Genomic DNA, 24,264 nt, shown 5'->3' with positions numbered 1-24,264 from the left:
ATGCGGAAAACGGCACGTACGCCCAGGAAGGCACTCGTGATCGGCGCGGGCATCGGCGGTCTGACCGCGGCGATCGCCCTGCGCAAGGCCGGTCTGGACGTCGAGATTCACGAGCGGGCCGGTGAGCTCACGGCCGCGGGCTCGGGGCTGTCCGTGATGAGCAACGCCATTGACGCCCTGCAGTCGCTCGACCTCGGCATCGACCTGGAGAAGCGCGGCCGGGCACTGGAGTCGTACCACGTCAGAACGGCCAGAGGACGGCTCATCAGAGAGTTCCCCTTCCCCGACATCATCGCGAGACTCGGCGTGCCCAGCGTCCTGATCACCCGGTCCGATCTGCAACATCTGCTGCTCGACGCGGCCGCCGGTATCCCGATCACCCTGGGCAAGAGTGCCACCGGATTCACCCACGAGCCGGGCGAACCCTCCGGCGAGGTGCGGGTCACCTTCGAGGACGGCAGTGAGGCCCGGGGCGATGTGCTCATCGGCGCCGACGGTTTCCACTCCGTGGTCCGCCGCCAACTGGTCGGCAACGGCGAGGAGTCGAGGGACAGCGGCTACATCTGCTGGCTCGCCGTCATCCCCTTCACCCACCCGCGGTTCGCACCGGGCTCCGTCACCCACTACTGGGGCAGCGGCCGGCGCTTCGGCATGGTGGACATGGGGGACGACCGGCTCTACTGGTGGGGCACCAAGAACATGCCCACAGCCGAGTCGCACAACTGGCAGGGGAACAAGGCGGATGTCCAGGCGGCCTACGCCGGCTGGGCCGATGTCGTCCAGGAGGCCGTGCGGGTCACCCCCGAGGAAGCCATCCTTGCGGTGCCGTCCCGGGACCGGGTCTTCCTGGAGCGGTGGGGGAGGGGACCGGTGACCCTGCTCGGGGACGCGGCCCACCCGATGCTCACCAGCCTGGGGCAGGGCTCGGGCATGGCCATCGAGGACGCTGTGGTGCTCGGTCGGCACCTGGCCGGCGCCACCGACGTGCCGGCCGCGCTCCGCCGCTACGAGGACGAACGCCGGGAGCGCACCCGGGCCCTGGTGGCGGCGTCCCGCGCCATCAGCACCTTCGAGCAGTCGGAGAACCCCGTTCGCCGCCCGGTCCGAGACGCGTACTTCAAGTTCATGCCGCGGCGCAAGCTGACCCGCACGTTGGAGGACGCGCTCACCTTCCCCGCCCTGTCCGCCTGAGCCCTGCCAGGAGAACACCATGCCTCTCAGCACCACCGGAGTCCTTTCCCCACGGGGCAAGCACGTCCTTGTGACCGGGGCCTCCTCGGGCCTGGGCCGAAGCTGCGCGCTGTACCTGGCGCGCACCGGCTTCCACGTCTTCGCCGGGGTGCGCAAGCCCTCCGACGGCGAGGAGTTGGCCGCGGAGGCGGGCGCGGGCTCCCTCACCCCGGTCCGCCTCGACGTGACCGACGAGGCGTCGGTCACCGGCGCACTGAAGGAAGTGGCCGTGGCCACGGGCGACGACGGCCTGTGGGCCCTGGTCAACAACGCGGGCATCGCCGTGTCGGCACCGCTGGAATGCGTCACGCCGGAGCGGATGCGCCATCAGCTCGACACCAATGTGGTCGGGCAGCTGACGGTGACCCGAGCCTGCCTGCCGCTCCTGCGGCGCACCCGCGGCCGTATCGTCAATGTCACCTCCGGCCTGGGCAGCGTCGCGGTCCCGTTCCTCGGTGCCTACGCGGCGGCGCAGTTCGCCAAGGAGGCCATGTCGGACGTGCTCCGGCGCGAACTGCGGCCGTTCGGGATCGATGTGTCCGTAGTACAGCCCGGAGCGATCATGACACCCATCTGGGGCAAGCTCTCGCACGGGGCCCGCGCGGCGCTCGACGAGCTGCCCGAGCGCGTGGTCGACCTGTACCGCGTCCCGTTCAACCGCTTCCTGCACCACAACGAGCAGCAGGCGAGGAACAGTCCCACGAGCCCGGAGGACTTCGCGCGGACCGTCGTGCGGGCCCTCACCGCGGAGTCCCCCAGGACGCGGTACCGGGTCGGCAAGGACGCCCGCACGGTGAGCGTGCTCAAGCGGGTCCTGCCCGACCGGGCCCTCGACCGTCATCTGCGGCCGATCACCGAGTGAACCCCCTGGGATGACCCAAGAGAGGCCGGGCGACGCGAGCGCGCCATACGCGCTCCCGTCGCCCGGCGCGACCCCGCGGGATCCGCCGCGCCGAACGACGAGACACGAGAGAACGGGGGCTCCCCGATGGGGACGGCCACACCTGAGAACCTCGCTTCACCCGCACTGCCGAGCCAGTTCGTGAGGAGCCACCGCGGCACCTTGGAACGCGCGTTGGAGGTCATCCGGACCCGGGAGCACTGGTCGCCGTTCCCCGAGGAGGAGGAGGCCTACGGCGACAGCGCCCGGGAGGCCGGCGAGGCAGCGTTCACGGCGCTGCTGGGCCGGCCCCTGGAACTGGACCAGCCCGGCCGCGACGGCACCGTGGGCCCGGACCCGGCGGCGGGCGGCGAACGGTCGCCGTACGGCTTCGAACTGGGCATCTCCTACCCCCACCACGACATCGCGGCGCTGCTGCCCGCCATGGAGGCGGCGCTGCCCCGCTGGGGGGCGGCCGACCCGTGGGAGCGTGCCGCGGTGTGCGCGGAGATCCTGGCCCGGATCAACACCCGCTCGCACGAGATGGCCCAAGCGGCCATGCACACCAGCGGCCACAACCACCTCATGGCCTTCCACGCGGGAGCGGTACACGCCCAGGACCGGGGGCTGGAGGCGGTGGCGTACGCGCTCTTCGAGCAGGCCCGGATGCCCGCCACCGCGGTGTGGAGCAAGCCCATGCCGGACGGGTCCGACTTCACGCTGAACAAGACGTTCCGCACGGTGCCGCGCGGGATCGCCCTGCTGATCGCCAACCGGGTCTTCCCGGCCTGGAACGGTTATCCGGGGCTCTTCGCCTCCCTGGCGACCGGCAACGCCGTCCTGGTCAATCCGCACCCCCAGGCGGTATTGCCGCTGGCCCTGACGGTCGAGACCGCGCGCCGGGTTCTGCAGGAGGCCGGTTTCGACCCGAACCTGGTGTGTCTGGCCGCCGAGCACCCGGGCGAGGAACTGGCCAGGACACTGGCCACCCGCCCGGAGGTACGGATCGTCGACTACGCGGGCACCACCGAGTTCGGCACCTGGCTGGAGGACCATGCCCGTCAGGCGCAGGTGTTCACCGCGAAGTCCGCGGTGAACACCCTGCTCGTCCACTCCACGGCGCACTACCGCGACATGCTGGACAACCTGGCCTTCTCGCTGGCGCTGTACAGCGGGCAGCTGTGCACCAGTCCGCAGAATCTGCTGATCCCTCGCACCGGCATCGCCACGGACGAGGGGCACAAGTCCTTCCGGCGGGTCGTCGCGGATCTGTCCGAAGCCCTGACCGGCCTCCTGGCCGACGACGCCGGGGCCACCGCCGTGCTCGGCGCGCTGCTCGGCGCGGACGTGCTCGCGCGGGTGGAACACGCGGCCTCGGGCGCGCTCGGCCCGGTTGCCGCGGCACCCCGGGCGGTGCGCGATCCCGCGTTCCCCGAAGCCGTCCTCCGCACTCCCGTCCTGGTCGTGCTGGACGCCACGAGCCCGCAGGACCGGGCGACCCTTGCGGCGGAGTGGCCGGGGCCGGTGTCCTTCGCCGTGGCGGTGGACTCCGCGGCCGACGGCGTCGCCCTGCTGCGCCGGCTCGCCGAGGAGCGGGGCGCACTGTCCGCCGGGGTCCACACCACCGCGCCGGAGGTGGAGGCCGCTGCCGAGGAGGCCTGCGCGCAGGCGGGCGTCATGCTCTCGGTGAACCTGGTCGGCAACTGGTACATCACCCAGTCCGCCGTCTACTCCGATCTGCACAGCACGGGCGTCAACCCCTCTGGCAACTCCGTGTACTGCGACGCCGCGTACGTGGCCCCCCGCTTCCGCACCGTGGGCGTACGGCGCTACGGAAGGCCCGGCTGACCGGCCGCGCAGCCCATCCGCAGCCGTCGCCGTCACCCGCAGCCGGAGCACCTGTGAACACGCCATGTACCTCGCCCACCCCCCTCTCCCCGTTACCCCTGCGCGACAGGGACCACGAAATACGGCACATCCATGCCGCCCTGGAACACGCCCGCACGGGCGGCAGCGCCGTGATATCCGTCGTCGGCCCGCGAGGAATCGGTAGGACCCGGCTCCTGGACGAGGCGGTGGGCGCCGCGGGGCGGCTCGGCTTCCGCCTGCTGTACGGCCGGCCCGGCCCCCCCGAGCGCCAACTGCCGACCGACCGGCGCGCCGTGCCCACCCTCGTCGTGCTCGACGGGCTCCGGCGCGCCGACGCCGACACGCCTCTCCCGCCGTCCACCGAGCGCACCGGCCTCCGCCACGACCACATCGTGTGGCTGGCCGCCCACCGGACCGGCACCGCGCCCGGAATCCCGCCCGCGGTGCTCGACGACCCCCGCCACCGCAGGGCGCGCCTGACGCTGGGGCCGCTGCCCGAGGAAGCGGCGCTGGATCTGGTGGCCGACGTCCTGGCGGCGCGGCTCTCGCCGCCGCTGCGGGAACTGCTGCACCAGGCCGAGGGCCATCCGCGGCTGCTGATCGAATTCGTCAGGGGCCTGCGTGAGGAGGGTGCCCTCCGGATTACGGACAGCACCGCCCACCTGGTCGAGGACGTGCTGCCCGAACGGGCCCGAGCCTACGTGGGCGCCGTCCTGGACCAGTCCTCCGGCTTCTGCCGACAGCTGCTGTACGCCCTGGCCGTCCTGGACGAAGGGGAGTTGTGCCGTCTCCTCGGCGCCTCGCCCCGCTCCGCACTGCCCGCACTGGAGGAGATGTACGCGACGGGCCTGATGGGCAGCGACCCCGCACACCCCACCCTGGGCGCGCTCGCCCGTAGGCTCGTGGCCGACGTGATGCCTGCGACGCTGTGCACGGCGCTGCGCCACGCGGTCGCGTCGCCGGTGCCCCGGCCCGGCCCCCCTGCGGCTCCGGACGCCGTCCTGCCCGGCGGCGACACTCCTCACCCGGAGCAACCAGGCGCTGCCGTCTGCGACATCCTCGGCGAACGGCAGTGGACCCTGCTCCGGCTCGTGGCCGAGGGGCTGACGAACCAGCAGATCGCCGAACAGCTGCGGCTGTCCACGCACACCGTCAACTACCACCTGCGCAAGCTGTTCAGAGTCTTCGGAGTGCGCACCCGGGCGGGCCTTGCCGGCGCGGCCGAACGTCTCGAACACGCCTGTGCGTCGCCCTCGGGGCAGGACACATGACCGTGCGGAAGATCGGTGCCTGGAGCGCTTTCGGGCTCGCCGTCGTCGTCTTCTCACCCGCGCTGTCCATGGCGTCGGTCGGAGCTCTGGTCTCCGCCCATGCCGGTCAGGCCGCCTGGCTCTCGGTCCTCGTCGGCGCTGTCGGGGTGTGCTGCGTCGCTCTCGCCGTCGTCCCGTTCGCCCGGCGGTACGTCGCGGGCGGGGCGCTGTACACGTACATCAGGCACGTGTTCGGAGACTGGGCGCGCCTGCTGACCGCTGCGGCGCTGAGCCTTGGCTACGTGGTCGGCATGATGGCCTTGCTCGGCGCTTTCGGCCTGTACGCCGGCAGCTGGCTGGCCGGTCTGGGCATCAACGGCGCGGGCCGCCCGACCGCCCAGGCGGTGCTGTACTGCGGGGCGGCGGGGCTCGCCGGTCTGTTGGCCCACCGCGGCCTCGACACCTCGGCCCGCGTCAGCCTGGCCCTCTTCGCGCCGACCCTCCCGGTCGTCCTGGTGGTGCTGGGGGCCGCGGCGGCCCGCGACGGGCTGCACCTGGACGCCCAACTCACCCTGGAAGGCTTCTCGTTCGGCGGATTCTCCCAGGGCATGGCGGCGGGTGTCACCTTCCTCGTGCTGTTCGAGACGAGCGCCGCCACCGGGGCGGAGACCCGGGATCCGGTACGCACCGTGCCTCGGATCATCATGGCGGTGCCCCTCGTCGTCGGTGCCGCCAACCTCCTGGCGACGGTGCTGACCGTGCGGGCCGTACAAGGGGTACGGGCGCAGCTCGCCGAGGGCACCTCACCGCTCGCCGCGCTGGCCGGGGCGGCGGGGCTGCCGTGGCTCGCCGGGGTGGCCGACGCGGCGCTCGCCGTCTCGGCCCTCGCCGCCCTGGTCGGCCTGGCCAACTACGGGTCGAGGGTGTGGCAGGCCATGGGTGAGGACGGCGTGCTCCCTGCCCGCATCGGCGCCCGCCACCCCCGCCTCGGTACGCCCACCGCCGGCATCGTCGCCATGAGTGGTGTGTCGGCCGCCGCGCTGACTCTCCTCGGCTTCCTCGCCGGAGGCGGCCCCTTCGTCGTCTACCGCTGTGTCTCGGTGCTCTTCAGCTACATGTGGGTCATCCCCTACGTGCTGATCTGCGCGGGCGCGGTCGTCCTGCTGCGCCGCGAACGGTGCCTCACGGCGGTGACGGCCCTCACCGCGACCCTCGGCGCGCTCAGCTTCATCTGGCTCTACGCAGGCGCGTTCCTGGAGCCGCCGCCCTACCCCGAGAAGGCCATGCTGTGGCTGTGCCCCGCAGCGATCGCCGTGGGGTTCCTGCTGCTCGTTCTGGCACACCGCAGGCGTCGTATGTCCCCGGTACTCACCCCCCTGGACCGCGTGGAGGTAACCCCGTGACCCAACTCGTCCTGCCCAGAAACTGGCCCCACCACGACACCCCGGCCCCGGCCAGGCGCTCCGCGTGGCTGCGGGACGCTTTCGCCGCCGAACCCGACGACGGCCGCAGCCCCGCGCTTCAGGACGAGGTGGCCTGCGACGTCTGCATCGTGGGCGGTGGCTTCACCGGCCTGTGGACGGCGATCGAGATCAAGCAGCGCGCGCCGGGCACGGACGTGGTCCTCATCGAGGCCGACGTCTGCGGAGGCGGTGCCAGCGGGGCGAACGCGGGATTCCTGATGCCCATGTGGGCGAGGTTCCGCAGCCTGGTGGCGCTCAGCAACTACGAGGAGGCACGGTGGTTGGGTGAGGCGTCCGCCGCCGTGGTGGACGAGATCCTGGACTTCGTCGACAAGCACGGCATCGACGCCGAGTACCGCCGTGGCCCCTGGATGCTGGCCGCTTCCTCCCCCGCGCAGCGCGGCGCGTGGCAGGACACCCTGGAGGAACTCCACCGCGCCGGGATCGAACCGCTGCGCCAGATCTCCGCCGCCGAGGCCAACCGGGTCGTGGGCACCGACCGGCACCACGGAGGGGTCATCGACCCGGGCTGCGCCACCCTGCAGCCCGCGAAACTCACCCGCGGTCTGCGCCGTGTCGCCCTCGACTCCGGCGTCCGCATCCACGAGCGCACCCCGCTGCTCGCCCTGCGGTCCGGCACGGCGACCCCGTCGCGGAGAACGACGGCGGTGACACCGTACGGGAAGGTCACGGCCGAGCGGGTCGTCCTCGCGATCAACGCCTGGGCGGGGCAGTTGGAGGACCTCGGCCGGCGCATGGTGACCATAGCCAGCGACACCCTGCTGACCGAACCGGTCCCGGGGGAGCTCGCCGCGCTCGGCTGGCACGACGACACCTCGGTCTGCGACTCCCGGCGCCGCCTGAACTACTACCGCAAGACCCCGGACGGGCGCCTGTTGTTCGGCAAGGGTGGGGCAGGGACGACCTACGGAACTGCCGGGCCCAGCACCATGTGGGGTCGCCCCATACGCACACGCGAGTTGCGTCAGCAACTGGCGCGCCTGTTCCCCTCCCTGGGCCACGTGCCCGTGGACGCGATGTGGACGGCCCCGGTCGAGTATTCCGTCACCTCATTGCCGTTCGCCGGCTGGCTGCGCTCGGTTCCCCACACGTGCTACGTCACCGGCTACTCCGGCGACGGCGTGGGCCCCTCACGCCTGATGGCCAAGGTGCTGGCCTCTCTCGCCCTCGGGACCGAGGACGAGTGGTCCGGGTGCGCCCTTGCCCGGACCCCGGACGGCTGGATTCCGCCGGAGCCGCTGCGGTCCTCCGGATCACGGCTCCTTCTGCCCGCGCTGCGCGCTGCGGAGCGGCACGAGGACCGCGGCAGGCAGGTCCCCGGCGCGGTGAAGCGGCTGGTCTCCCTCGACCCATCGGCGTTCAGACGCTGAGGATGCGGCCCGCCACACAGCTGGGAAGGCGGGCCCCTCCGTCGGCCACCCCTCTGAAGCGGCACATCGAAGCGTTCCCGTCGGTAGAGGTGGAGCTGCCGTGGTGGACGCCAGAGGGGGAGAGGGAGAAGTGCTCCCTGCTGCTCACCACGTGCTTCGGTAACGCTGTCGCGGTGAACACATGGAACACCTGTACCTGGAAGCCGGCCTTGGCCAAGGCCGGCGTCATCCCACCACGTACCGAGGGAGCGAAAGCCTGACAGTGGGCGGCGGCCCCGAAGGACGGTTTCCATGCGCTTGGGCACACCTATGCTTCGAGCATGCAGGAAGCCGTCCGCAAGGGCGCGGCGCCCTCGACGGTCTGCTCGGGGAGCAGGGAAACCGGCTCGCCAGCCGAAACTTCCCAGATTCTCCCCAGGGGGATTCAGGTCGGTCCGCCGGGTCGGAGGGTCTTGTCGATCCGTCGTGATTCCTAAGGTCAGAAGGCCGTATAGCCTGGGGAAATGTTGACCGAAGTCATCGCGACCCGCTACGTCACGCCGTTGCGTGAAGGTGGGTCGCTGCCGGGGATCGTCGAAGCCGACGACCTCGGCACGTACGTCATGAAATTCACCGGTGCGGGGCAGGGGCGGAAGACCCTGATCGCCGAGATCGTCTGCGGGCAGTTGGGGCGGCGGCTGGGGCTGCGGGTGCCGGAGCTGGTGCGGATGCAGCTCGACCCGGTGATCGGCCTGGGCGAGCCGGACCAGGAGGTCCAGGAGCTGCTCAAGGCGAGCGGCGGGCTCAACCTCGGGATGGACTACCTCCCGGGCTCCCTCGGTTTCGACCCGCTCGCGTTCGAGGTGGGCGCGCGGGAGGCCGGCCGGGTGGTGTGGTTCGACGCGCTGATCAACAACGTCGACCGGTCCTGGCGGAATCCGAACCTCCTGGTCTGGCACGGCAAGGTGTGGCTGATCGACCACGGCGCCACGATGATCTGGCACCACAACTGGCCGGGCGCGGAGAAGGCCGCGGTCAAGCCGTACGACGCGACCGACCACGTCCTGGCCGGTTTCGCGCCCGATCTCGCCTCGGCCGCCGCGGAGTTCGCCCCGCAGATCACCGAGGAGCTGCTCACCGAGGTCACCGCGGACGTCCCCGACGAGTGGCTGGCCGACGAGCCCGGCTTCGCCTCCCCGGACGAGGTGCGCGCCGCGTACGTCCGGGCGCTGCTGGCCCGCGCCGAGGTGATCGGCGACCACATCACCCTGGGGGAACGCACCCCGGACGGACCGTCCCGGGCGCCGGAGTGGCTGACCGGCAAGCTCCCCCCCCCGCGGAGGGCAGTGAAGTGACCGGACTGCACAACGGGCGCGACGTCTTCGAGTACGCGCTCCTCAAGGTGGTGCCCCGCGTCGAACGCGGCGAGATGATCAACGCCGGGGTGGTCGTCTACTGCCACGCCCGCCGTTTCGTCGAGGCCCGTACCCACCTGGACGAGGCGCGGCTGCTCGCCCTCGATCCGGCCGCCGACGTGGAGGGCGTACGCGCCGCCCTCAGCGCCGTCGAAGGCGTCTGCCACGGCGGCGCGCTGGCGGGGCAGGCGGCGGGGGACGACGCCGGGCGCCGCTTCCGCTGGCTGATCGCGCCGCGTAGCACCGTCGTCCAGCCGGGCCCGGTGCACACCGGCCTGACCTGCGACCCCACCGGCGAGGCCGGGCGGTTGCTGGAGCTGCTGGTGCGCTGAGCCACGGGGTGTCGGCGAGGGGAGCCGGAGCGGGGCCACGGGCCGCGCTCCGGCTCCTCTCGTATGCGGGCGCCCGTGCGCGGGTGAGCTGCGTAACGGTGCGGCGATGGGCGTTGACAGGGGGTGGCCGGGCTTCTAGCGTCACCGGTGCTGGAGATACTAAGCGGTTGCTCACTCCGGGCACGGTGCGGCACACCGCTTGTCGAGGCAGGATCCGAGGCTAGGGAGAACCCGCATGTCCACCACCGAGCAGCGCGTCGCCATCGTGACGGGCGCGGCCCGCGGCATCGGCGCCGCCACCGCGGTCCGGCTGGCCGCCGAGGGCCGCGCCGTCGCCGTCCTCGACCTCGACGAGGCGGCCTGCAAGGACACCGTCGACACCATCACCGCGGCCGGTGGCCGGGCCCTCGCCGTGGGCTGCGACGTCTCGGACGCCGCACAGGTCGAGGCGGCCGTGGAGCGGGTCGCCGCTGAACTCGGCGCGCCCACCGTCCTCGTCAACAACGCCGGTGTCCTCCGCGACAACCTGCTGTTCAAGATGAGCGACAGCGACTGGGACACCGTCATGAACGTGCATCTGCGGGGCGCGTTCCTGATGGCGCGCGCCTGCCAGAAGCACATGGTGGACGCCGGGTTCGGCCGGGTCGTCAATCTCTCCTCCAGCTCCGCGCTCGGCAACCGCGGCCAGGTCAACTACTCCGCCGCCAAGGCCGGTCTCCAGGGCTTCACCAAGACCCTCGCCATCGAGCTGGGCAAGTTCGGCATCACCGCCAACGCCGTCGCCCCCGGCTTCATCGCCACCGACATGACCGCCGCCACCGCCGAGCGCGTCGGCATGGGCTTCGAGGACTTCCAGGCGGCGGCGGCCACCCAGATCCCGGTGCGGCGCGTCGGCGAACCGGCGGACATCGCCAACGCCATCGCCTTCTTCACCGGCGACGCGGCCGGCTTCGTCTCCGGCCAGGTCATGTACGTCGCCGGCGGACCGCTCAACTGACCGCACCACCCCACCGGGAGAAACGACTCATGACCGAGCAGCACAACGCGCTCCCCGCCCTCTCCGGCAAGGTGGCGCTGGTCACCGGCGCCAGCCGCGGCATCGGCTACGGCATCGCCGAGGCGCTGGTGGCCCGCGGGGACCGGGTGGTCATCACCGGCCGCAACGAGGACGCCCTCAAGGAGGCCGTCGAGCGGCTCGGCGCGGAGCGCGCGATCGGCGTCGCGGGCAAGGCGCACGACGAGGCCCACCAGGCCGTCGCCGTCGAGCGGGCGATGGAGACCTTCGGCCGCATCGACCACCTCGTCAACAACGCCGGGACCAACCCGGTCTTCGGCCCGATCGCCGACCTCGACCTCGGCGTCGCCCGCAAGGTCTTCGAGACCAACGTGCTCTCCGCCCTCGGCTTCGCCCAGCGCACCTGGCACGCCTGGCAGAAGGAGAACGGCGGCGCGATCGTCAACATCGCCTCCATGGCCGGGATCGGCGCCTCGCCGTTCATCGGCGCGTACGGCATGAGCAAAGCGGCGATGGTCAACCTCTCGCTGCAGCTCGCGCACGAGTTCGCGCCCGTGGTCCGGGTCAACTCCATCGCTCCCGCGGTGGTCAAGACGAAGTTCGCCGCGGCGCTCTACGAGAACCGTGAGGAGGAGGTCGTGGCCTCCTACCCCATGGGGCGGCTGGGCGTGCCGGAGGACATCGGGGGCGCCGCCGCGTTCCTGCTCTCCGACGCGGCGGGCTGGATCACCGGCCAGACCCTCGTCGTCGACGGCGGGCTCCTCCTCAACTCCGGGGCGTAGCGGGCCGAGGGCCGGGGCGCCCGGTCACCTCAGCGGCGGGACGCCGGTCACTGCGGGCCGGCGTCCCGCGCCTTTTCCCTGGTCAGACGGGTGAGGCGAGGGTTTCTGGCCGCCGTCCGGCTCCGGCCGGTCGCCGCGCGTTGCGGCGTTGTCAGTGGTCGCCGGTAGGTTCTGGAGTGCGAGATACGGAACGCACACCGGAGGTTGTTCACGTGGTCACCGACACGCTGCCCGAGTCCTGGCGCGGCGCCCTCGGCGAAGAGCTGGCGAAGCCCTACGTCAAGGAGCTGGCCGACTTTGTGGCGCAGGAGCGGGCCCAGGGGCCGGTCTACCCGCCGCGCGACGAGGTCTTCGCGGCGCTGGAGGCCACGCCGTACGACCAGGTGAAGGTCCTCGTCCTCGGCCAGGACCCGTACCACGGCGCGGGTCAGGGGCACGGTCTGTGCTTCTCGGTGCAGCCCGGCGTCAAGACCCCGCCGTCGCTGCGGAACATCTACAAGGAGATGAAGGAGGAGCTGGGCCACCCGGTGCCGGACAACGGCTATCTGATGCCGTGGGCCCGCCAGGGCGTCCTGCTGCTCAACGCCGTGCTCACCGTCCGGGAGGGCGAGGCCAACTCCCACAAGGGCAAGGGCTGGGAGAAGATCACCGACGCCGTCATCCGCGCCGTCGACGCCCGCCCCGACCCGGCGGTCTTCGTCCTGTGGGGCAATTACGCGAAGAAGAAGCTCCCGCTGATCGACCAGGACCGCCATGCGGTGGTGCAGGGCGCGCACCCCTCGCCGCTGTCCGCCAAGAAGTTCTTCGGCTCCCGCCCGTTCACCCAGATCAACGAGGCGGTCGCGGCCCAGGGTCACGCCCCGATCGACTGGCGCATCCCCGACCTGGGCTGACCGGTTCGGCTCCCGCCCGGCGCGTCGGCGGGCGGGAGCCGGGGCGCGGTGTCCCCCGAGCGGCTTGCGCGGGAGTCCGGGCGTGGCGCCCACACCGCGCGGGGGCGGCGCGCGGCGGTTAGCGTCGGGAAGCAGCGGCGGGTGGCGAGGCCGCGGCGGACCGATGTGGGAGCGAGCGTGACGGAGCGGCAGCAGCAGCGGACGGCCGAGGTCGGCGTCCCGACCCGGATCGGCCAGGCGGTCATGCTGCACCGCGCCGGGGACCGCGAAGAGGCCCGTAACCGTCTCGCCGCCCTCTGGCACGAACTCGGCCCGTCCGCCGACCCCCTCCACCGCTGCACTCTCGCCCACTACCTCGCCGCCACCCAGGACACCCCGCAGGCCCGCCTGACCTGGGACCTCACGGCCCTGGAGGCGGCGGAGGGCTGCGTCACGGCCGGACGGACCCACCGGACGCCGCAGCCTGGAGACGGAGACCCGCGCCCCGCACTGCACGAGGACGGCGGGGGAGCGGCGGGGGCGGGCGCACCGGGCGAGGCCGGAGCCACGGGGAAGGCCGACGCTTTGGGGCACGATGCCGTCCCGCGCCACGACAACGCCTCGGGCCACGACAACGCCCCGGACCGCGACGCCGTCCCGGACCGCGACGCCGTCCCGCGCCACGACGCAGCCCCGGGCGACGGCCATGAGCCCCGGGCCGCCGTCATCACCGACCGGGCGTTGGCCGCGCTCCGGGCGCTCTTCCCCGCGTTGCATCTGAGCCTGGTCGCCGACTACGCCGCGCTGGGCCGCCCCGAGGAGGTCCGGACGCATCTGTCGCGGGCCCGGACCTGGGCCGCCGCCCTGCCCGACGGCGCCCACCGGCAGACCCTGTACGCCGACATCGACCGCCTCGGGGCACGGTTGGACGGCGGCCCGGGCCGGGTCTGACCGGGCCGCCGTCCAGCCGGACCGGCTCCCGGTCCGTAGGGCGTCGGGGGGCGCCGGGCCGCCGTAGGGGCCCGGCCGTCGCGTCAGCCGTACGTCTGACGGCAGATCCGCAGGGCCGCGCCGTCGCCCTGCCAGCGTCCGTACTTCCGCCCCAGGGCGCACAGTTCCGCTCCGGCCGACAGGCCGTCGCCGAGGCGCGGCACCCGGGAGGGCGCGGGTGGCGCGGGCGCGTGCTCCCGGTGGGACGAGGGCGGCGGTAGCGGCCGGGTGCCGCCGCCCGCACCGCCGTGGGACCCGCCGTAGTGGTGCGGGAACCTGCCGGGCGGCGGCGTGGCCCGGCCGCCGTCGGGCCGCCGGGGCGCCGGTTGCGGGGTCACCGGCCCGATCCGGCCCTGCGGGGGCAACGGCGCGGCCGGACCGGGGCGGCCGGTGGGGGCGGGAGGCGTCGGATGGTGGCCCGTCGGGACCGGTCGGGAGGGGAGCGTCACGCAGCCGGTGGTGGTCGCCGCGACCATCACCGAGAGGACCACGAGAGCGGACAAACGGTGCATCCTTGCAGCTTTTCCCGGTCCGTACGGGCGTGGGAAGTCCCCGCAGGGGTGATCGCGAGGGTGCCCGGGCGACGCCGGGGCGACGGTCTGCCGCATCGGCGCCACGGACCGAAAGGCCCTCCCGCTCTCATCCGGGAGTCTCGCCGTCGACCACGCTCCGCCGGGTCCGGGCAAGGTCCCTCACCCCTGCCCCCGCCGTGCGAGGGCAGGTACCGGACACCGCGGAGCCCCGTCGTCCGCCCGGACGACGGGGCTCCGCGGACACCTCCTAGTCGGTCGACGGCCAGCCGCACTCGCAGGTCGGCGCCGCCGCGAGGGGGCCGCCCGCGGCCTGTGCACCGGCCTGTGCACCGGGGACCGTCCGGGCGGCGGCCGGACCCGCGGTGGCCAGCAGACCACCGGCCAGTACGGCGGCGAGCAGACCGGCCGCGCTCAACTTACGTACGAGGGACATGACATGCACTCCTGGGGTTGTGCCGGGTGTACGTGTCCTGACAGAGACGTGCGGGGCGGTGCGGGTTCCGTCGCCCCGGGATGCCTGCCCTTCGGGGCACGGGCCGCGCGGATCCACGGCTTTCCGGCACCGTGACGACGCCGCCGGACGGTAGCCCTGCCGTGCCGCGTGCTGGCCTCCGGCCCGTAAACTCCCCACCCGGACGGCCCGCCACCGGGCGGCCGACCGGCATCGGGAGAGCGTATGAAGATCGGCTGCATAGGGCTCGGCGACATCGCCCGGAAGGCATATCTGCCGGTCCTCGCCGCCCTGCCCGGGGTGGAGCTGCATCTGCAGACCCGTACACCGGCCACCCTCCGGCAGGTCGCCGACGCCCACCGGATCCCCGCCGCGCAGTGCCACGCCAACCTGGACGCGCTCCTCGCCGCGCGCCCCGACGCCGCGTTCGTGCACGCCCCGACCGCCGCGCACCCGGAGATCGTCGCCCGGCTGCTGGACGCCGGGGTGCCGACCTATGTCGACAAACCGCTCGCCTACGAACTGGCCGACGCCCGTCGGCTCGTCGCCCTCGCCGAGGAGCGCGGCGTCGGCCTCGCCGTCGGCTTCAACCGCCGCCACGCCCCCGGGTACGCCGACTGCCTCGCCCACCCCCGCGAGCTGATCCTGCTCCAGAAGAACCGCACCGGGATGCCCGAGGACCCGCGGACGATGGTGTTCGACGATTTCATCCATGTCGTGGACAGCCTGCGGTTCCTGGTGCCGGGCGAGGTCGAGCACATCGATGTCCGCGCCCGGGTCCGCGACGGGCTGATGGACCATGTCGTCCTCCAGCTCTCCGGCGACGGGTTCACCGCCCTCGGCACCATGAACCGGCGCAGCGGTGCGGCCGAAGAGGTCCTGGACGTCTCGGGCGGCGACGCCCGCCGTCAGGTCGTCAACCTCGGCGATGTCATCGACCACGACGGCGCCCCGACGGTGCGCCGCCGTGGCGACTGGGTGCCGGTCGCCCGGCAGCGCGGCATCGAGCAGGCGGTGCTGGCCTTCCTCGACGCCGTACAGGCCGGGGAGCGGCCGTCGGCGCGGGACGCGCTGCGCACCCATGAGCTGTGCGAACGGATCGTCACCGACGCGCTCGCGCAGTCCACCGGAGCCTGACCCGCCGCACCGCCACCGGCGCGCCCGCCAGGACCAGCGCCGCCACCGCCGCGTACACCGGCCAGTCGCCCAGCCGGGTGTACGGGCTGGTGCCGTGGGCGAGCGGGACGTCGTAGACGGCGGCGGCGCTGCGGTCGGTGGACAGCCGTTCGCCGACCGGTTCGCCCCGGGGGCCGTAGACCGCGCTGATGCCGGTGAGCGTGGCGTGCACCATGGGGCGCCAGGTCTCGGCGGCCCGCAGCGCGCCGAGCGAGGCGTGCTGGGCGGGCGCCCAGCTGTCCTGGAACGACGAGGTCGACGACTGCGCCACCAGCATCCGCGCCCCGTCGGCCGCCAGGCTCCGGCTCATGTCCGGGAACGCCGTCTCGAAGCAGACCAGCGGGCCGATCGGCAGCCCGTGTGCGGCGGGCAGGTCCATCACCACCTGGTGGGTGCCGCGCATCCGGTCGGTGGCCGCCGCCTTGCCCACATGGGTGACCCAGCCCAGCAGCGGCCGGGCCGGGACCGCCTCGCCGAACGGCACCAGCCGCATCTTGGCGTACCGGTCACCGGTCGGCCCGTCCGGCCCCACCAGCACCGCGCTCTTGTAGACGCCGGGCCGTCCGGCGCGCGGCGCGTCCACCCCGACCAGCAGATCGGCGCCGGTGCTCCGCGACAGCGCGGCGAGCCGCCCGGCCAGCGCCGGATCGTCCGCCGGATCGCGGGTCAGACTGCTCTCGCCCCAGACGACCAGGCGTACGCCCCGGCCCGCCAGCTGCCGGGTCAGCGTCTCGCTGCGGGCCAGCCGCGCGCCGGGGCCGCCGTCCGTACCGGGCTGGACGATCGCGATCCGCGCGCTGCCGCCGGGCCGTGGCACCGGCGCGGCGTACCAGACGGCGGTCACGGTCAGCGCGGAGACCAGCAGCGCGGCGACGGCGACCGGGCGGGCCGGGCGGAGTGCGATCAGCTGGGCCAGTGCGGTGTTCACCCCGACGATCACCAGGCTGACCAGCCAGACCCCGCCCAGGGAGGCGAGCCGCAGGGCGGGCGGCACCTGCCACTGCCCGGCGCCGAGCAGCCCCCACGGGCCGCCCAACTGCTCCCAGGACCGGATCACCTCGACCATCAGCCAGCCGGACGGCACCAGCGCCAGGGCGGCCAGGGACCGCCGCGTCCCGGGGGAGCCGCCCAGCAGCGTCCGTACCAGCGGTCCCCACGGCGCCCACAACGCCCCCAGCAGCGCCGCCAGCACCACCAGGAACACATGGAGGCTCGGCAGCAGCCAGTGGTGCACCGCCACCATGAACCCGATGCCGCCCAGCCACCCCTCCAGCGCCGCCCGCCGGTTCGTCGGCGCCGTCCGCAGCAGCAACAGCCACGGGACGAGGGAGACGTACGCGGTCCACCACAGGGACGGGGCGGGGAAGGCGAGCGCCGGGAGCGCGCCGCACAGCAGCGCGGCGGCGGCCCGCAGCCACCGGGACCGGGGGCGGCGCGCGGTGGCCGCGTCGGCCGGCGCGGTGGTGGTGGCACTCGGTGTGGCCATGCGTTTCCCCTCCGGCGGTGCCGTCCGGGCCCGTTCCGCTCGCGGGCGACGCGGCCAGTCTGCGCGCTCCGGCCCGGCACGGACAGGGGGCGGCGGCGATCCCCACCGTTCCGGGGGCCCGGGGACGGCTGAGCGGCCGAACGCCGCACCCCGCGGGCGGGAGCGCGGCGTTCCGGTCCGGCCGGTCCGCTCAGCCGACCAGGGAGGACGCCCCGGCGGCGCCGGTGGCCTGCGGCCCGTCGGCGCCGTCCGCGAACTGGGTGCGGTACAGCTCGGCGTACCGCCCGTCCGCGGCGAGCAGCGTCTCGTGCGTGCCCCGCTCGACGATGCGGCCGCCCTCGACCACCAGGATCTCGTCGGCGGCGCGGACCGTGGAGAGGCGGTGCGCGATGACCACGGAGGTACGTCCGGCCAGCGCCTCGGTGAGGGCTTCCTGCACCGCCGCCTCCGAGCTGTTGTCCAGATGGGCGGTGGCCTCGTCCAGGATCACCACCCGGGGCCGGGCGAGCAGCAGCCGGGCGATGGTCAGACGCTGGCGTTCGCCGCCGGAGAGGCGGTAGCCGCGTTCGCCGACGACGGTGTCCAGACCGTCCGGCAGCGACCGGACCAGCTCCGCCAGCCGGGCCCGGCCCAGCGCGTCCCACAGATCGTCCTCGGTGGCGCCGTCCCGGGCCAGCAGCAGGTTCTCCCGGATCGTGTCGTGGAAGAGGTGGCCGTCCTGGGTGACCATGCCGAGCGTGTCGCGCAGCGAGTCCGCGGTCAGCTCCCGCACGTCGACCCCGCCGATCCGTACCGTCCCGGCGTCCGTGTCGTACAGCCGCGGCAGGAGCTGCGCGATGGTCGACTTCCCGGCGCCCGAGGAGCCGACGAGGGCGACCATGCGGCCCGGTTCGGCGCGGAAGGAGATGTCGTGCAGAACGCGTTCGCCGCCGCGGGTGTCGAGGGTGGCGACCTCCTCCAGGGAGGCCAGCGACACCTTGTCGGCGGCCGGGTAGGCGAAGCGTACGGCGTCGAACTCGACGGAGACCGGGCCCTCGGGGACCGCGCGGGCGTCCGGGTGCTGGGTGATCAGCGGCTTCAGGTCGAGCACCTCGAAGACCCGCTCGAAGCTGACCAGCGCGCTCATCACCTCGATGTGCGCACCGGAGAGCGCGGTCAGCGGCGCGTAGAGGCGGGTCAGCAGCAGCGCGAGGGAGACGACCGCACCGGGCTCCAGGCTGCCGTGCAGCGCCAGGTAGCCGCCGAGCCCGTAGACGACGGCCAGCGCCAGCGCGGAGACGAGGGTGAGGGCGGTGACGAAGGACGTCTGCACCATCGCGGTGCGCACACCGATGTCCCGGACCCGGGCGGCCCGCGCGGCGAACTCCGCGGACTCCCGGGACGGCCGCCCCAGCAGTTTGACGAGGGTGGCGCCGGGCGCGGAGAACCGCTCCGTCATCCGGGTGCCCATCGCGGCGTTGTGGTCGGCGCCCTCCCGCCGCAGCGCGGCCAGCCGCCGCCCCACCCGGCGGGCGGGCAGCACGAACAACGGCAGCAGCACCAGCGCGATCAGCGTGATCTGCCAGGACAGGCCGAGCATCACCACGAGCGTCAGCAGCAGCGTCACCAGATTGCTCACCACGCCGGAGAGGGTGTCGCTGAACGCCCGCTGCGCGCCGATCACATCGTTGTTGAGGCGGCTGACGAGGGCGCCGGTGCGGGTCCGGGTGAAGAAGGCGACCGGCATCCGCTGGACGTGGTCGTACACGGTGGTGCGCAGGTCCAGGATCAGCCCCTCGCCGATGCCCGCCGACAGCCACCGGGTGAGCAGCCCCAGCCCCGCCTCGGCGAGCGCGATCACCGCGATGACCGCCGCGATGCCGAGGACGAGGCCGGTGGACCCGCGGTGGACGATCGCGTCGACGACCCGCCCGGCGAGCAGCGGCGTCACCACCGCCCCCGCCGCGGTGACGGTGCTCAGCACGAGGAACCACACCAGACGGCGGCGGTGCGGTCGGGCGAACGCGGCGATCCGGCGCAGCGTGGCGCGCGACAGCCGCCGGGTGCCCTGCTGTGCGTAGACCGTGCCGTGCAGCGCGTGCCAGGCGGTCACTTCCATGTCCATCGCGGTCTCCCGTCATCGGTACGTCAAGGCCGCCGCGGCATGGCGGTGGCAGAACGGAAACCTAGAACCTCAAGCGTTGTTGAGGTCAAGGGGTGGGGCGGGACACGCCGTCCGGCGGCCCGTCCTCCCCGGTGCGCCCGGATCGCGCCAACCTCGTCCGCCAAGGCTCGGGCCGGGACTTGACACCGCGTCCAACGGGTAGTCCGTAGACACCCGCGGCACATCCGTACACCCGGCACACGCGGCGCACGGTTCACTCCGGCGCCCGGCGCCGCGGCGAACGGCGAACGCCACCGGCGGCCGGAAGCGTCCGGTCCGCGGTGACACCCCCACATCCTCCGCACGCCTTCGCCGCCTGCGGGTGGCGAAAACGCGCGCCCCGGCACGGAAGAGGGACGGGCGATGAGAGACGACCACACCCCCGTCCGGCCGTACCTCGGCCGGACCGACACCACCGACGGCGTCACCGTCGTCGCGCTCCACGGCGAACTGGACCTCCTCGCGGCCCGCGCCCTCGCCGCCACCCTGGACGACCTGACCGGCACCCGCCGCCCCGACCTGGTGCTGAACCTGCGGGCGGTGACCTTCATCGACTGCTCCGGGCTGTCCCTGCTGTGCCGCGCCCGCCACCGGGTACGCGCCGCCTCCGGCCGGCTGCGGCTGGCCGGGATCACCCCCGGCGACGCGGTGAGCCGACTCCTCGAACTGACCCGGCTCGCCGACGCCTTCGAGCGCCTGGAGCCGGACGCGGCACCCGGACACGACACGCCGGTGGGCCGACGGTGAGCGCGGTCCGCGCCGGGCCGCCGCCACCGGGGCGCGGCGGGCTACGCTCCCTTGCCATGTCCGTTCACACAGTGGAAATCGATGCCCTCCAGGGCGGTCCCGCCGATCTGGCCCAGTACCGCGGCAAGGCCGTCCTCCTCGTCAACGTCGCCTCCCGGTGCGGCCTCACCCCGCAGTACGCCGCGCTGGAGCGGCTGCACGCGCAGTACGCGCCGCGCGGCTTCACCGTCCTCGGCGTGCCCTGCAACCAGTTCATGGGCCAGGAGCCCGGCACCGCCGACGAGATCGCGCAGTTCCGCTCCGCGACGTACGGCGTCACCTTCCCGATGACCGAGAAGATCGACGTCAACGGCGCCGCCCGGCACGCCCTGTACACCCGCGGGGCCAGCCGGGGCAAGGAGCCTGGCGGCCTTGGAGGGAAGTGCAGCGCCCCCGGTTCAGGCCGGGGGCGCTGTGCGTTGCGGAAGCCGCGCCGTCCCGCGGGGGAACACGATTGGCGCAGGCCGTCTGCCTGAAGGTGTCCGACCGGACAGAGTAACGGCACTCTGAGGAGTTGACACTTAGACGGTTGTCAGAATGTCAGTTCGCGGTCTGCGTAGGCGTGCATCGGCTCGCGCTTCCCTGGCTCCGGCCGGAGGCCGTAGTCGTGGAGGCCGAGCCGTTCGGCAACTGCTCGGGAGCCGGTGTTGCGCGCGTGGATCCAGGCGATCACCGGCAGTTCGGGGTCGTGCTGTCCCGCTGTGCGGATGGCGGCGCGGGAGATCTCCGTGGCGTAACCCTTGCCCAAATGGGTGGGGACCAGGCGGTAGTAGAGGTTCCAGAAGCCCGGGTGCTGACGCTGGGCGCCACCCACACCGATCAGCTCGCCGGTATCCCGGTGTCGGGCCATCCAGTAGCTGACGCCGTCCGACTCCCAGCGGTCGGTGCAACGTCCGATCCATGCCTCGGTGACGTCGGGCCAGCGTGGCGGCCCTCGGGGTGGTGGCGCCAGACAGCTGGGTAGGAATTGAGGGTGTACAGGGCGTCTTGGTCCTCGGGGCCGATGACTCGCAGTTCCAGGCGCTCGGTCAATACCAGGTACGGCTCACGGTCATCGCTCATCGGGGGATCGTATCCAACATCCCGTCCAGCTCACCTCCGAATTTGAGTCGGCGAATGGCCCGTCGGAGCCCAGTTGTGTGCGTGGTTCCGGGGCTTCCTGCCGGTACCACCAAGGGGGCTTTGGTCGTCGGGTCGACCGTGACCACGAAGGGCAGCCCGTAGGGTCGCTGGCTCCGGCCTTGCCGCCGTCGCGGTGGGGCTGCCTGCGCAGAGCGCCGGTAAGTGTCCACCGCTTCCTGGTACTTCGGGTTGATCCACTCAGGCATGTTCCTTACCGTACGGGCACGCCCCGCTGGGTGCGGGGCGTGCCCAGTTCGTGAGTGCTAGTTCGGCCCCCGTGCTCGAGCATTCGCCGTTGCCCGATCCGAACGGGCCGGGCGGGGAGTGCTCACAGTCCGCGGCGACCGGGATGGTGTTGTCCGACGGCCCGGTCCACATCAGCGGGTCGACGGGGAACCCTGCCTGCTTGATTGCGTTCTGCGTGCGCAGCAGCGCGTCGGCGTCGTGGCGGGAGGTGTAGGGCGGCTCCGGAACGTGGTGGACGAAGACGCCGAGTCGTTCTGCCAGCCGAGCCTTCACCTTGGTGTGGAGGATCAGGGCGTGCCACCCCTCATCGACCACACGGGACGGCTTCAGCCGTGCCTGCGGGCGGTGGGCACAAGCGGCCTCGAACTTCAGCGCCTCCTCGGTGATGGCCTCCGCGACATCGAACGCCATGCCGGGGTTGTTGCGCTGGACAGTCCCGGCGACGGCGGCGAACTCCTCGGCGGTGAGGAGGGCCCTGGCGCTGGACACCTACAGGCGCGCGTGGTCCTGTGCGACGGTCACTGCATTTCCCTTCTTCACGGGTGTGCTGGTGGCCCGCTCCCACGGCTGGTCTTGGACGGACAGGAGCCGTGGGGGCGGAATCAGGTACCAGCGGGCCTTTCGGCCTCGCTGAAGTCAGTGGATTTGGCGGATTCTTCGGGCTGGGCGGTCGGCTCAGCGGGGTTGGTCACGTAGTGGTCGCCGCTGCCGTGCATCCACCATCCGTCGAGGTCACTACTACGGTCGTTGTAGAAGACGGACATGCGCTGCTCCTTGGTGGGTGTGAGGGAGCGCCGTCCCGGTCGGTTTCCCTTGCCGACCGGGACGGCGTGCGGGCTGCGGAGGAGGGTGCGGCCCGCGGGGCCCGCCGCGTCATGGGGTGTCGCGCGGCGGAGGTGTGCGGTCAGCCGGAGGGCTGGGAGGAAGGGCAGGGTCCGGGGTGCCCGTGGAAGAGGAGGCACGGCTCGTCTTCCAGGGTGGTGCACCAGGGGAGCAGGACCAGCAGGAGGTTGGGTCCCCTCCACAGGGTCCAGGCGCCTCCGTCCTTGGCGCCGAGGTCGGCGAGGAGGGAGTAGTGCGGGTTGTCGGCGTGGTCGGGGTGGTCGGGGTGGCGCAGGCACGAGGTGTCGGAGGAGGCGGTGCCGCCTTCGCTGCCGAGGATGGTCCTGACGGTTTCGGCCATCTCCGGCGGTACGACGGGCGTGCGTCCGCATCGCGGTTCGTCGGGGAGGCCGGGTTCGGTCACGGCACGAGCCAGGGCTTCAAGGAGTTGGGGGACCATCGGGGAGCTTCCTTGGCGCAGGTGGGGCAGGCAGGCAGGCGAGGAGAGGCGAGGGCATCACGCTGGCTTCGTACCGGGCGTGGGCCGCTCAGCACGATGTTCCGTTCGACGCCACGCTAAGTCGCGCGAAGACGCTCGTCGAACGCCATATCGAGCGGCACGGGGCGTTCGAGATCAACGCGCTCGGAGGGCTGCTCGTCTGCTCGAAATAGAGGGCGGACAGAGAATGCAGAATGCGCCCCCGCCCGCGGCACCATGCCGCAGGCGGGGGCGCGTTGCTTCATCGGGCGGCGAGCTGCCAGACGGACAGGGCGAGGCCGCACACGGCAGTGAGGGCGGCGAGGGAGGGGAGCGGCCAGCGGGCGCTTTCGAGGGCGTCGAGGCGTTGCTCGGTACGTCGCTGCCGTTCGGTTTCCCCTCGTTCGAGGGCGTCGAGCCGGGCGGCGTGGTCGTCGAGGCGGATCCCCTGCTCGGCGAGGTGCTGCTCGGTCTGGTCGTGCCGCTGGACCAGGAGCGCGAGGGCGCCGTCGATGCGGGCGTGCCCGACCTCGATCGTCCGACGGATGCGTTCGAGTTCGAGGGTGACGGCGGCCGGGTCGCTCGGCGAGGGGCTGGTCGTCACTCGGCGGGGCCCTCGGCGCCGGGCGGGTCCGTGCGCAGCCATGAGGGCATGAGCGCCTGGATGCCGGGCAGCGCCATCACGCGCGCGAGGCCACCGGCGACGGCGAGCGATCCCGCGACCCACGGCAGGGAGGCGGGGATGCCGGAGGCGTCAACGATCGCCGGGAGCATCACGGCGATGCCGAGGGCGGTCTGCACGATGGTGCGGGCGGTGTGCTTGGCGGCGGGGGTCATGGAGTGCTCACTTCACGATCTTGATGGTCTGCCCGGCCTTGATCAGGTTCGGGTTCGAGATGCCGTTCGCCTTGGCGAGCTTGGCCACGGTCGTGCCGTACCGGGCCGCGATGTCCGACAGGGTGTCGCCCGCCCGCACGGTGTACGTGCCGGTCGGCTTCGGGGTCGGCTTGCTCGGCGCTGTGGAAATGCCGGCCGCCCACTTCCGCAGCGCGGCCCGGTCGGCGAACTGGCCGACGTCCCCCGCCCGTGACCGGGGCCGTGGTGGGCTTGCCGCACCGGGTGATGGTGGCCGACCAACTCGTCTTGTCGTTGGTCTCGCCGCCCTGCTCGCCCGGCGTGACGGTCGCCTCCCACACGACCCATGCCTGCTGTGACGCGTGCCGCCACCGCACCGTGTTCCGGGAGTCGATGCCGAGGCGGTTCGACCACACGGTGTCGATGTACGCCTGCCCGGGGTCCTGGGCGCCGCTCTTGGGGTCGATGCGGTACTGGCCCTCGATCTCGATCGTGGCGCCGCGCTGCATGACGTCCTGCTCGTAATACCCCTCGGAGTCGAACGCGGTCGTCTCCGCGGTCTCCCCGTTCTCCCCGGGGTTGTGGGTGAAGCTGGTGAGTCCGGCGATGGGCAGCCACGTCTCGGGGCTGGCGTCGGCGTCCTGCACCTCAAAGTGCCAGCGGCGGGCGTCAATGGGCCGACTGTTCGCGGCCATGGG

26 protein-coding genes and 1 pseudogene are annotated in these 24,264 nt (G+C 72.8%); 16 read left to right on the top strand and 11 right to left on the bottom strand.

Going from position 1 to position 24,264, the window contains the following annotated elements:
* From IF23_RS0112165 to IF23_RS35590, 13 genes and pseudogenes are all read left to right on the top strand, one after another.
* On the top strand, positions 1-1,191 hold the full coding sequence (locus tag IF23_RS0112165; protein ID WP_051739533.1) for an FAD-dependent monooxygenase: 1,191 nt from the start codon (positions 1-3) through the stop codon (positions 1,189-1,191).
* Between the two features lie 19 nt (positions 1,192-1,210).
* Complete coding sequence (locus IF23_RS0112160) at positions 1,211-2,092, top strand: SDR family oxidoreductase (protein ID WP_030282788.1); 882 nt, start codon at positions 1,211-1,213, stop codon at positions 2,090-2,092.
* A 126-nt stretch (positions 2,093-2,218) separates the two neighbouring features.
* Positions 2,219-3,958, top strand: coding sequence for a phenylacetic acid degradation protein PaaN (paaN, locus tag IF23_RS0112155; protein WP_030282786.1), 1,740 nt, complete (start codon positions 2,219-2,221; stop codon positions 3,956-3,958).
* A gap of 227 nt (positions 3,959-4,185) precedes the next feature.
* Positions 4,186-5,250, top strand: a complete 1,065-nt coding sequence (locus IF23_RS32580) for a helix-turn-helix transcriptional regulator (protein ID WP_037677968.1) — start codon at positions 4,186-4,188, stop codon at positions 5,248-5,250.
* A complete protein-coding gene (locus IF23_RS0112145; RefSeq protein ID WP_051739520.1) occupies positions 5,247-6,632 on the top strand; it encodes an APC family permease in 1,386 nt (461 codons plus the stop codon). The genes IF23_RS32580 and IF23_RS0112145 overlap by 4 nt, the downstream gene beginning before the upstream one ends.
* Positions 6,629-8,083, top strand: a complete 1,455-nt coding sequence (locus IF23_RS0112140; RefSeq protein WP_030282782.1) for an NAD(P)/FAD-dependent oxidoreductase — start codon at positions 6,629-6,631, stop codon at positions 8,081-8,083. Before IF23_RS0112145 ends, IF23_RS0112140 begins: the two co-directional genes overlap by 4 nt.
* Positions 8,084-8,586: 503 nt before the next feature.
* Positions 8,587-9,417, top strand: a complete 831-nt coding sequence (locus IF23_RS0112130; protein ID WP_030282779.1) for a HipA family kinase — start codon at positions 8,587-8,589, stop codon at positions 9,415-9,417.
* Complete coding sequence (locus tag IF23_RS0112125) at positions 9,414-9,809, top strand: DUF3037 domain-containing protein (protein WP_030282777.1); 396 nt, start codon at positions 9,414-9,416, stop codon at positions 9,807-9,809. The genes IF23_RS0112130 and IF23_RS0112125 overlap by 4 nt, the downstream gene beginning before the upstream one ends.
* A 235-nt stretch (positions 9,810-10,044) precedes the next feature.
* Positions 10,045-10,806, top strand: coding sequence for a 3-oxoacyl-ACP reductase FabG (fabG, locus tag IF23_RS0112120; protein WP_030282775.1), 762 nt, complete (start codon positions 10,045-10,047; stop codon positions 10,804-10,806).
* A gap of 29 nt (positions 10,807-10,835) precedes the next feature.
* Positions 10,836-11,606, top strand: a complete 771-nt coding sequence (locus tag IF23_RS0112115) for an SDR family oxidoreductase (protein WP_030282773.1) — start codon at positions 10,836-10,838, stop codon at positions 11,604-11,606.
* 212 nt (positions 11,607-11,818) lie between these two features.
* Complete coding sequence (locus IF23_RS0112110) at positions 11,819-12,499, top strand: uracil-DNA glycosylase (protein WP_030282772.1); 681 nt, start codon at positions 11,819-11,821, stop codon at positions 12,497-12,499.
* Between the two features lie 243 nt (positions 12,500-12,742).
* Positions 12,743-12,925 (top strand): annotated as a pseudogene (locus IF23_RS32020) (hypothetical protein); the annotation flags it as partial.
* Positions 12,908-13,429 carry a hypothetical protein gene (locus IF23_RS35590; RefSeq protein WP_425423834.1) on the top strand — a complete coding sequence of 174 codons (522 nt, stop codon included), beginning with the start codon at positions 12,908-12,910 and terminating at the stop codon, positions 13,427-13,429. The pseudogene IF23_RS32020 and the gene IF23_RS35590, both read left to right, overlap by 18 nt.
* A gap of 83 nt (positions 13,430-13,512) precedes the next feature.
* On the opposite strand, the gene IF23_RS0112100 is transcribed toward IF23_RS35590, so the two are convergent.
* Positions 13,513-13,971 (bottom strand): hypothetical protein, encoded by a 459-nt coding sequence (locus IF23_RS0112100; RefSeq protein ID WP_157848008.1) that lies wholly within the window; start codon positions 13,969-13,971, stop codon positions 13,513-13,515.
* Positions 13,972-14,248: 277 nt separating this feature from the next.
* A complete protein-coding gene (locus tag IF23_RS0112095; RefSeq protein ID WP_030282766.1) occupies positions 14,249-14,434 on the bottom strand; it encodes a hypothetical protein in 186 nt (61 codons plus the stop codon).
* A 243-nt stretch (positions 14,435-14,677) separates the two neighbouring features.
* Here IF23_RS0112095 and IF23_RS0112090 point away from each other — a divergent pair, with 243 nt between their 5' ends.
* Positions 14,678-15,589 (top strand): Gfo/Idh/MocA family protein, encoded by a 912-nt coding sequence (locus IF23_RS0112090; protein ID WP_030282763.1) that lies wholly within the window; start codon positions 14,678-14,680, stop codon positions 15,587-15,589.
* Here the strand turns inward: IF23_RS0112090 and lnt are convergent.
* Complete coding sequence (gene lnt, locus IF23_RS0112085) at positions 15,555-17,114, bottom strand: apolipoprotein N-acyltransferase (protein ID WP_051739519.1); 1,560 nt, start codon at positions 17,112-17,114, stop codon at positions 15,555-15,557. The two genes, IF23_RS0112090 and lnt, sit on opposite strands and share 35 nt — an antisense overlap.
* Positions 17,115-17,304: 190 nt before the next feature.
* Positions 17,305-19,218 (bottom strand): ABC transporter ATP-binding protein, encoded by a 1,914-nt coding sequence (locus IF23_RS0112080; RefSeq protein ID WP_030282760.1) that lies wholly within the window; start codon positions 19,216-19,218, stop codon positions 17,305-17,307.
* A gap of 402 nt (positions 19,219-19,620) precedes the next feature.
* Here IF23_RS0112080 and IF23_RS0112075 point away from each other — a divergent pair, with 402 nt between their 5' ends.
* Both IF23_RS0112075 and IF23_RS0112070 read left to right on the top strand, forming a co-directional pair.
* Positions 19,621-20,004 carry an STAS domain-containing protein gene (locus IF23_RS0112075; RefSeq protein WP_037677965.1) on the top strand — a complete coding sequence of 128 codons (384 nt, stop codon included), beginning with the start codon at positions 19,621-19,623 and terminating at the stop codon, positions 20,002-20,004.
* Between the two features lie 56 nt (positions 20,005-20,060).
* A complete protein-coding gene (locus IF23_RS0112070) occupies positions 20,061-20,519 on the top strand; it encodes a glutathione peroxidase (RefSeq protein WP_078653926.1) in 459 nt (152 codons plus the stop codon).
* 56 nt (positions 20,520-20,575) lie between these two features.
* Here the strand turns inward: IF23_RS0112070 and IF23_RS32570 are convergent, their stop codons facing one another.
* From IF23_RS32570 to IF23_RS35585, 7 genes are all read right to left on the bottom strand, one after another.
* Positions 20,576-20,995 (bottom strand): GNAT family N-acetyltransferase, encoded by a 420-nt coding sequence (locus tag IF23_RS32570; RefSeq protein ID WP_281179964.1) that lies wholly within the window; start codon positions 20,993-20,995, stop codon positions 20,576-20,578.
* Between the two features lie 368 nt (positions 20,996-21,363).
* Positions 21,364-21,900, bottom strand: a complete 537-nt coding sequence (locus IF23_RS0112060) for a glycine-rich domain-containing protein (protein ID WP_245654962.1) — start codon at positions 21,898-21,900, stop codon at positions 21,364-21,366.
* 113 nt (positions 21,901-22,013) lie between these two features.
* Positions 22,014-22,175 (bottom strand): hypothetical protein, encoded by a 162-nt coding sequence (locus tag IF23_RS34015; RefSeq protein ID WP_157848007.1) that lies wholly within the window; start codon positions 22,173-22,175, stop codon positions 22,014-22,016.
* A 140-nt stretch (positions 22,176-22,315) separates the two neighbouring features.
* Positions 22,316-22,657, bottom strand: coding sequence for a hypothetical protein (locus tag IF23_RS0112050; protein WP_030282747.1), 342 nt, complete (start codon positions 22,655-22,657; stop codon positions 22,316-22,318).
* A gap of 316 nt (positions 22,658-22,973) precedes the next feature.
* Positions 22,974-23,315, bottom strand: coding sequence for a hypothetical protein (locus IF23_RS0112045; RefSeq protein WP_030282745.1), 342 nt, complete (start codon positions 23,313-23,315; stop codon positions 22,974-22,976).
* Positions 23,312-23,548, bottom strand: a complete 237-nt coding sequence (locus IF23_RS0112040) for a hypothetical protein (protein ID WP_030282743.1) — start codon at positions 23,546-23,548, stop codon at positions 23,312-23,314. Before IF23_RS0112040 ends, IF23_RS0112045 begins: the two co-directional genes overlap by 4 nt.
* Positions 23,545-24,261: a phage tail tube protein gene (locus tag IF23_RS35585; protein WP_425423831.1), complete on the bottom strand. Its 717-nt coding sequence runs from the start codon at positions 24,259-24,261 to the stop codon at positions 23,545-23,547. The genes IF23_RS0112040 and IF23_RS35585 overlap by 4 nt, the downstream gene beginning before the upstream one ends.
* Between the last annotated feature and the right edge of the window lie 3 nt (positions 24,262-24,264).

The sequence above is a fragment of the Streptomyces catenulae genome, assembly GCF_000718015.1.
In the GTDB taxonomy this organism is placed as follows: Bacteria; Actinomycetota; Actinomycetes; order Streptomycetales; family Streptomycetaceae; genus Streptomyces; species Streptomyces catenulae.
This window is presented reverse-complemented; position numbering and strand designations above follow the sequence as displayed.

What these genes read in the sequence shown, in the direction of transcription:
- IF23_RS0112165 (WP_051739533.1), top strand. Translation starts at nt 1, where the DNA reads ATGCGGAAAACGGCACGTACGCCCAGGAAGGCACTCGTGATCGGCGCG.
- IF23_RS0112160 (WP_030282788.1), top strand. Translation starts at nt 1,211, where the DNA reads ATGCCTCTCAGCACCACCGGAGTCCTTTCCCCACGGGGCAAGCACGTC.
- paaN (WP_030282786.1), top strand. Translation starts at nt 2,219, where the DNA reads ATGGGGACGGCCACACCTGAGAACCTCGCTTCACCCGCACTGCCGAGC.
- IF23_RS0112145 (WP_051739520.1), top strand. Translation starts at nt 5,247, where the DNA reads ATGACCGTGCGGAAGATCGGTGCCTGGAGCGCTTTCGGGCTCGCCGTC.
- IF23_RS0112130 (WP_030282779.1), top strand. Translation starts at nt 8,587, where the DNA reads ATGTTGACCGAAGTCATCGCGACCCGCTACGTCACGCCGTTGCGTGAA.
- fabG (WP_030282775.1), top strand. Translation starts at nt 10,045, where the DNA reads ATGTCCACCACCGAGCAGCGCGTCGCCATCGTGACGGGCGCGGCCCGC.
- IF23_RS0112115 (WP_030282773.1), top strand. Translation starts at nt 10,836, where the DNA reads ATGACCGAGCAGCACAACGCGCTCCCCGCCCTCTCCGGCAAGGTGGCG.
- IF23_RS0112095 (WP_030282766.1), bottom strand. Translation starts at nt 14,434, where the DNA reads ATGTCCCTCGTACGTAAGTTGAGCGCGGCCGGTCTGCTCGCCGCCGTA.
- IF23_RS0112090 (WP_030282763.1), top strand. Translation starts at nt 14,678, where the DNA reads ATGAAGATCGGCTGCATAGGGCTCGGCGACATCGCCCGGAAGGCATAT.
- lnt (WP_051739519.1), bottom strand. Translation starts at nt 17,114, where the DNA reads ATGGCCACACCGAGTGCCACCACCACCGCGCCGGCCGACGCGGCCACC.
- IF23_RS0112080 (WP_030282760.1), bottom strand. Translation starts at nt 19,218, where the DNA reads ATGGACATGGAAGTGACCGCCTGGCACGCGCTGCACGGCACGGTCTAC.
- IF23_RS0112075 (WP_037677965.1), top strand. Translation starts at nt 19,621, where the DNA reads ATGAGAGACGACCACACCCCCGTCCGGCCGTACCTCGGCCGGACCGAC.
- IF23_RS0112070 (WP_078653926.1), top strand. Translation starts at nt 20,061, where the DNA reads ATGTCCGTTCACACAGTGGAAATCGATGCCCTCCAGGGCGGTCCCGCC.
- IF23_RS34015 (WP_157848007.1), bottom strand. Translation starts at nt 22,175, where the DNA reads ATGTCCGTCTTCTACAACGACCGTAGTAGTGACCTCGACGGATGGTGG.
- IF23_RS0112040 (WP_030282743.1), bottom strand. Translation starts at nt 23,548, where the DNA reads ATGACCCCCGCCGCCAAGCACACCGCCCGCACCATCGTGCAGACCGCC.
- IF23_RS35585 (WP_425423831.1), bottom strand. Translation starts at nt 24,261, where the DNA reads ATGGCCGCGAACAGTCGGCCCATTGACGCCCGCCGCTGGCACTTTGAG.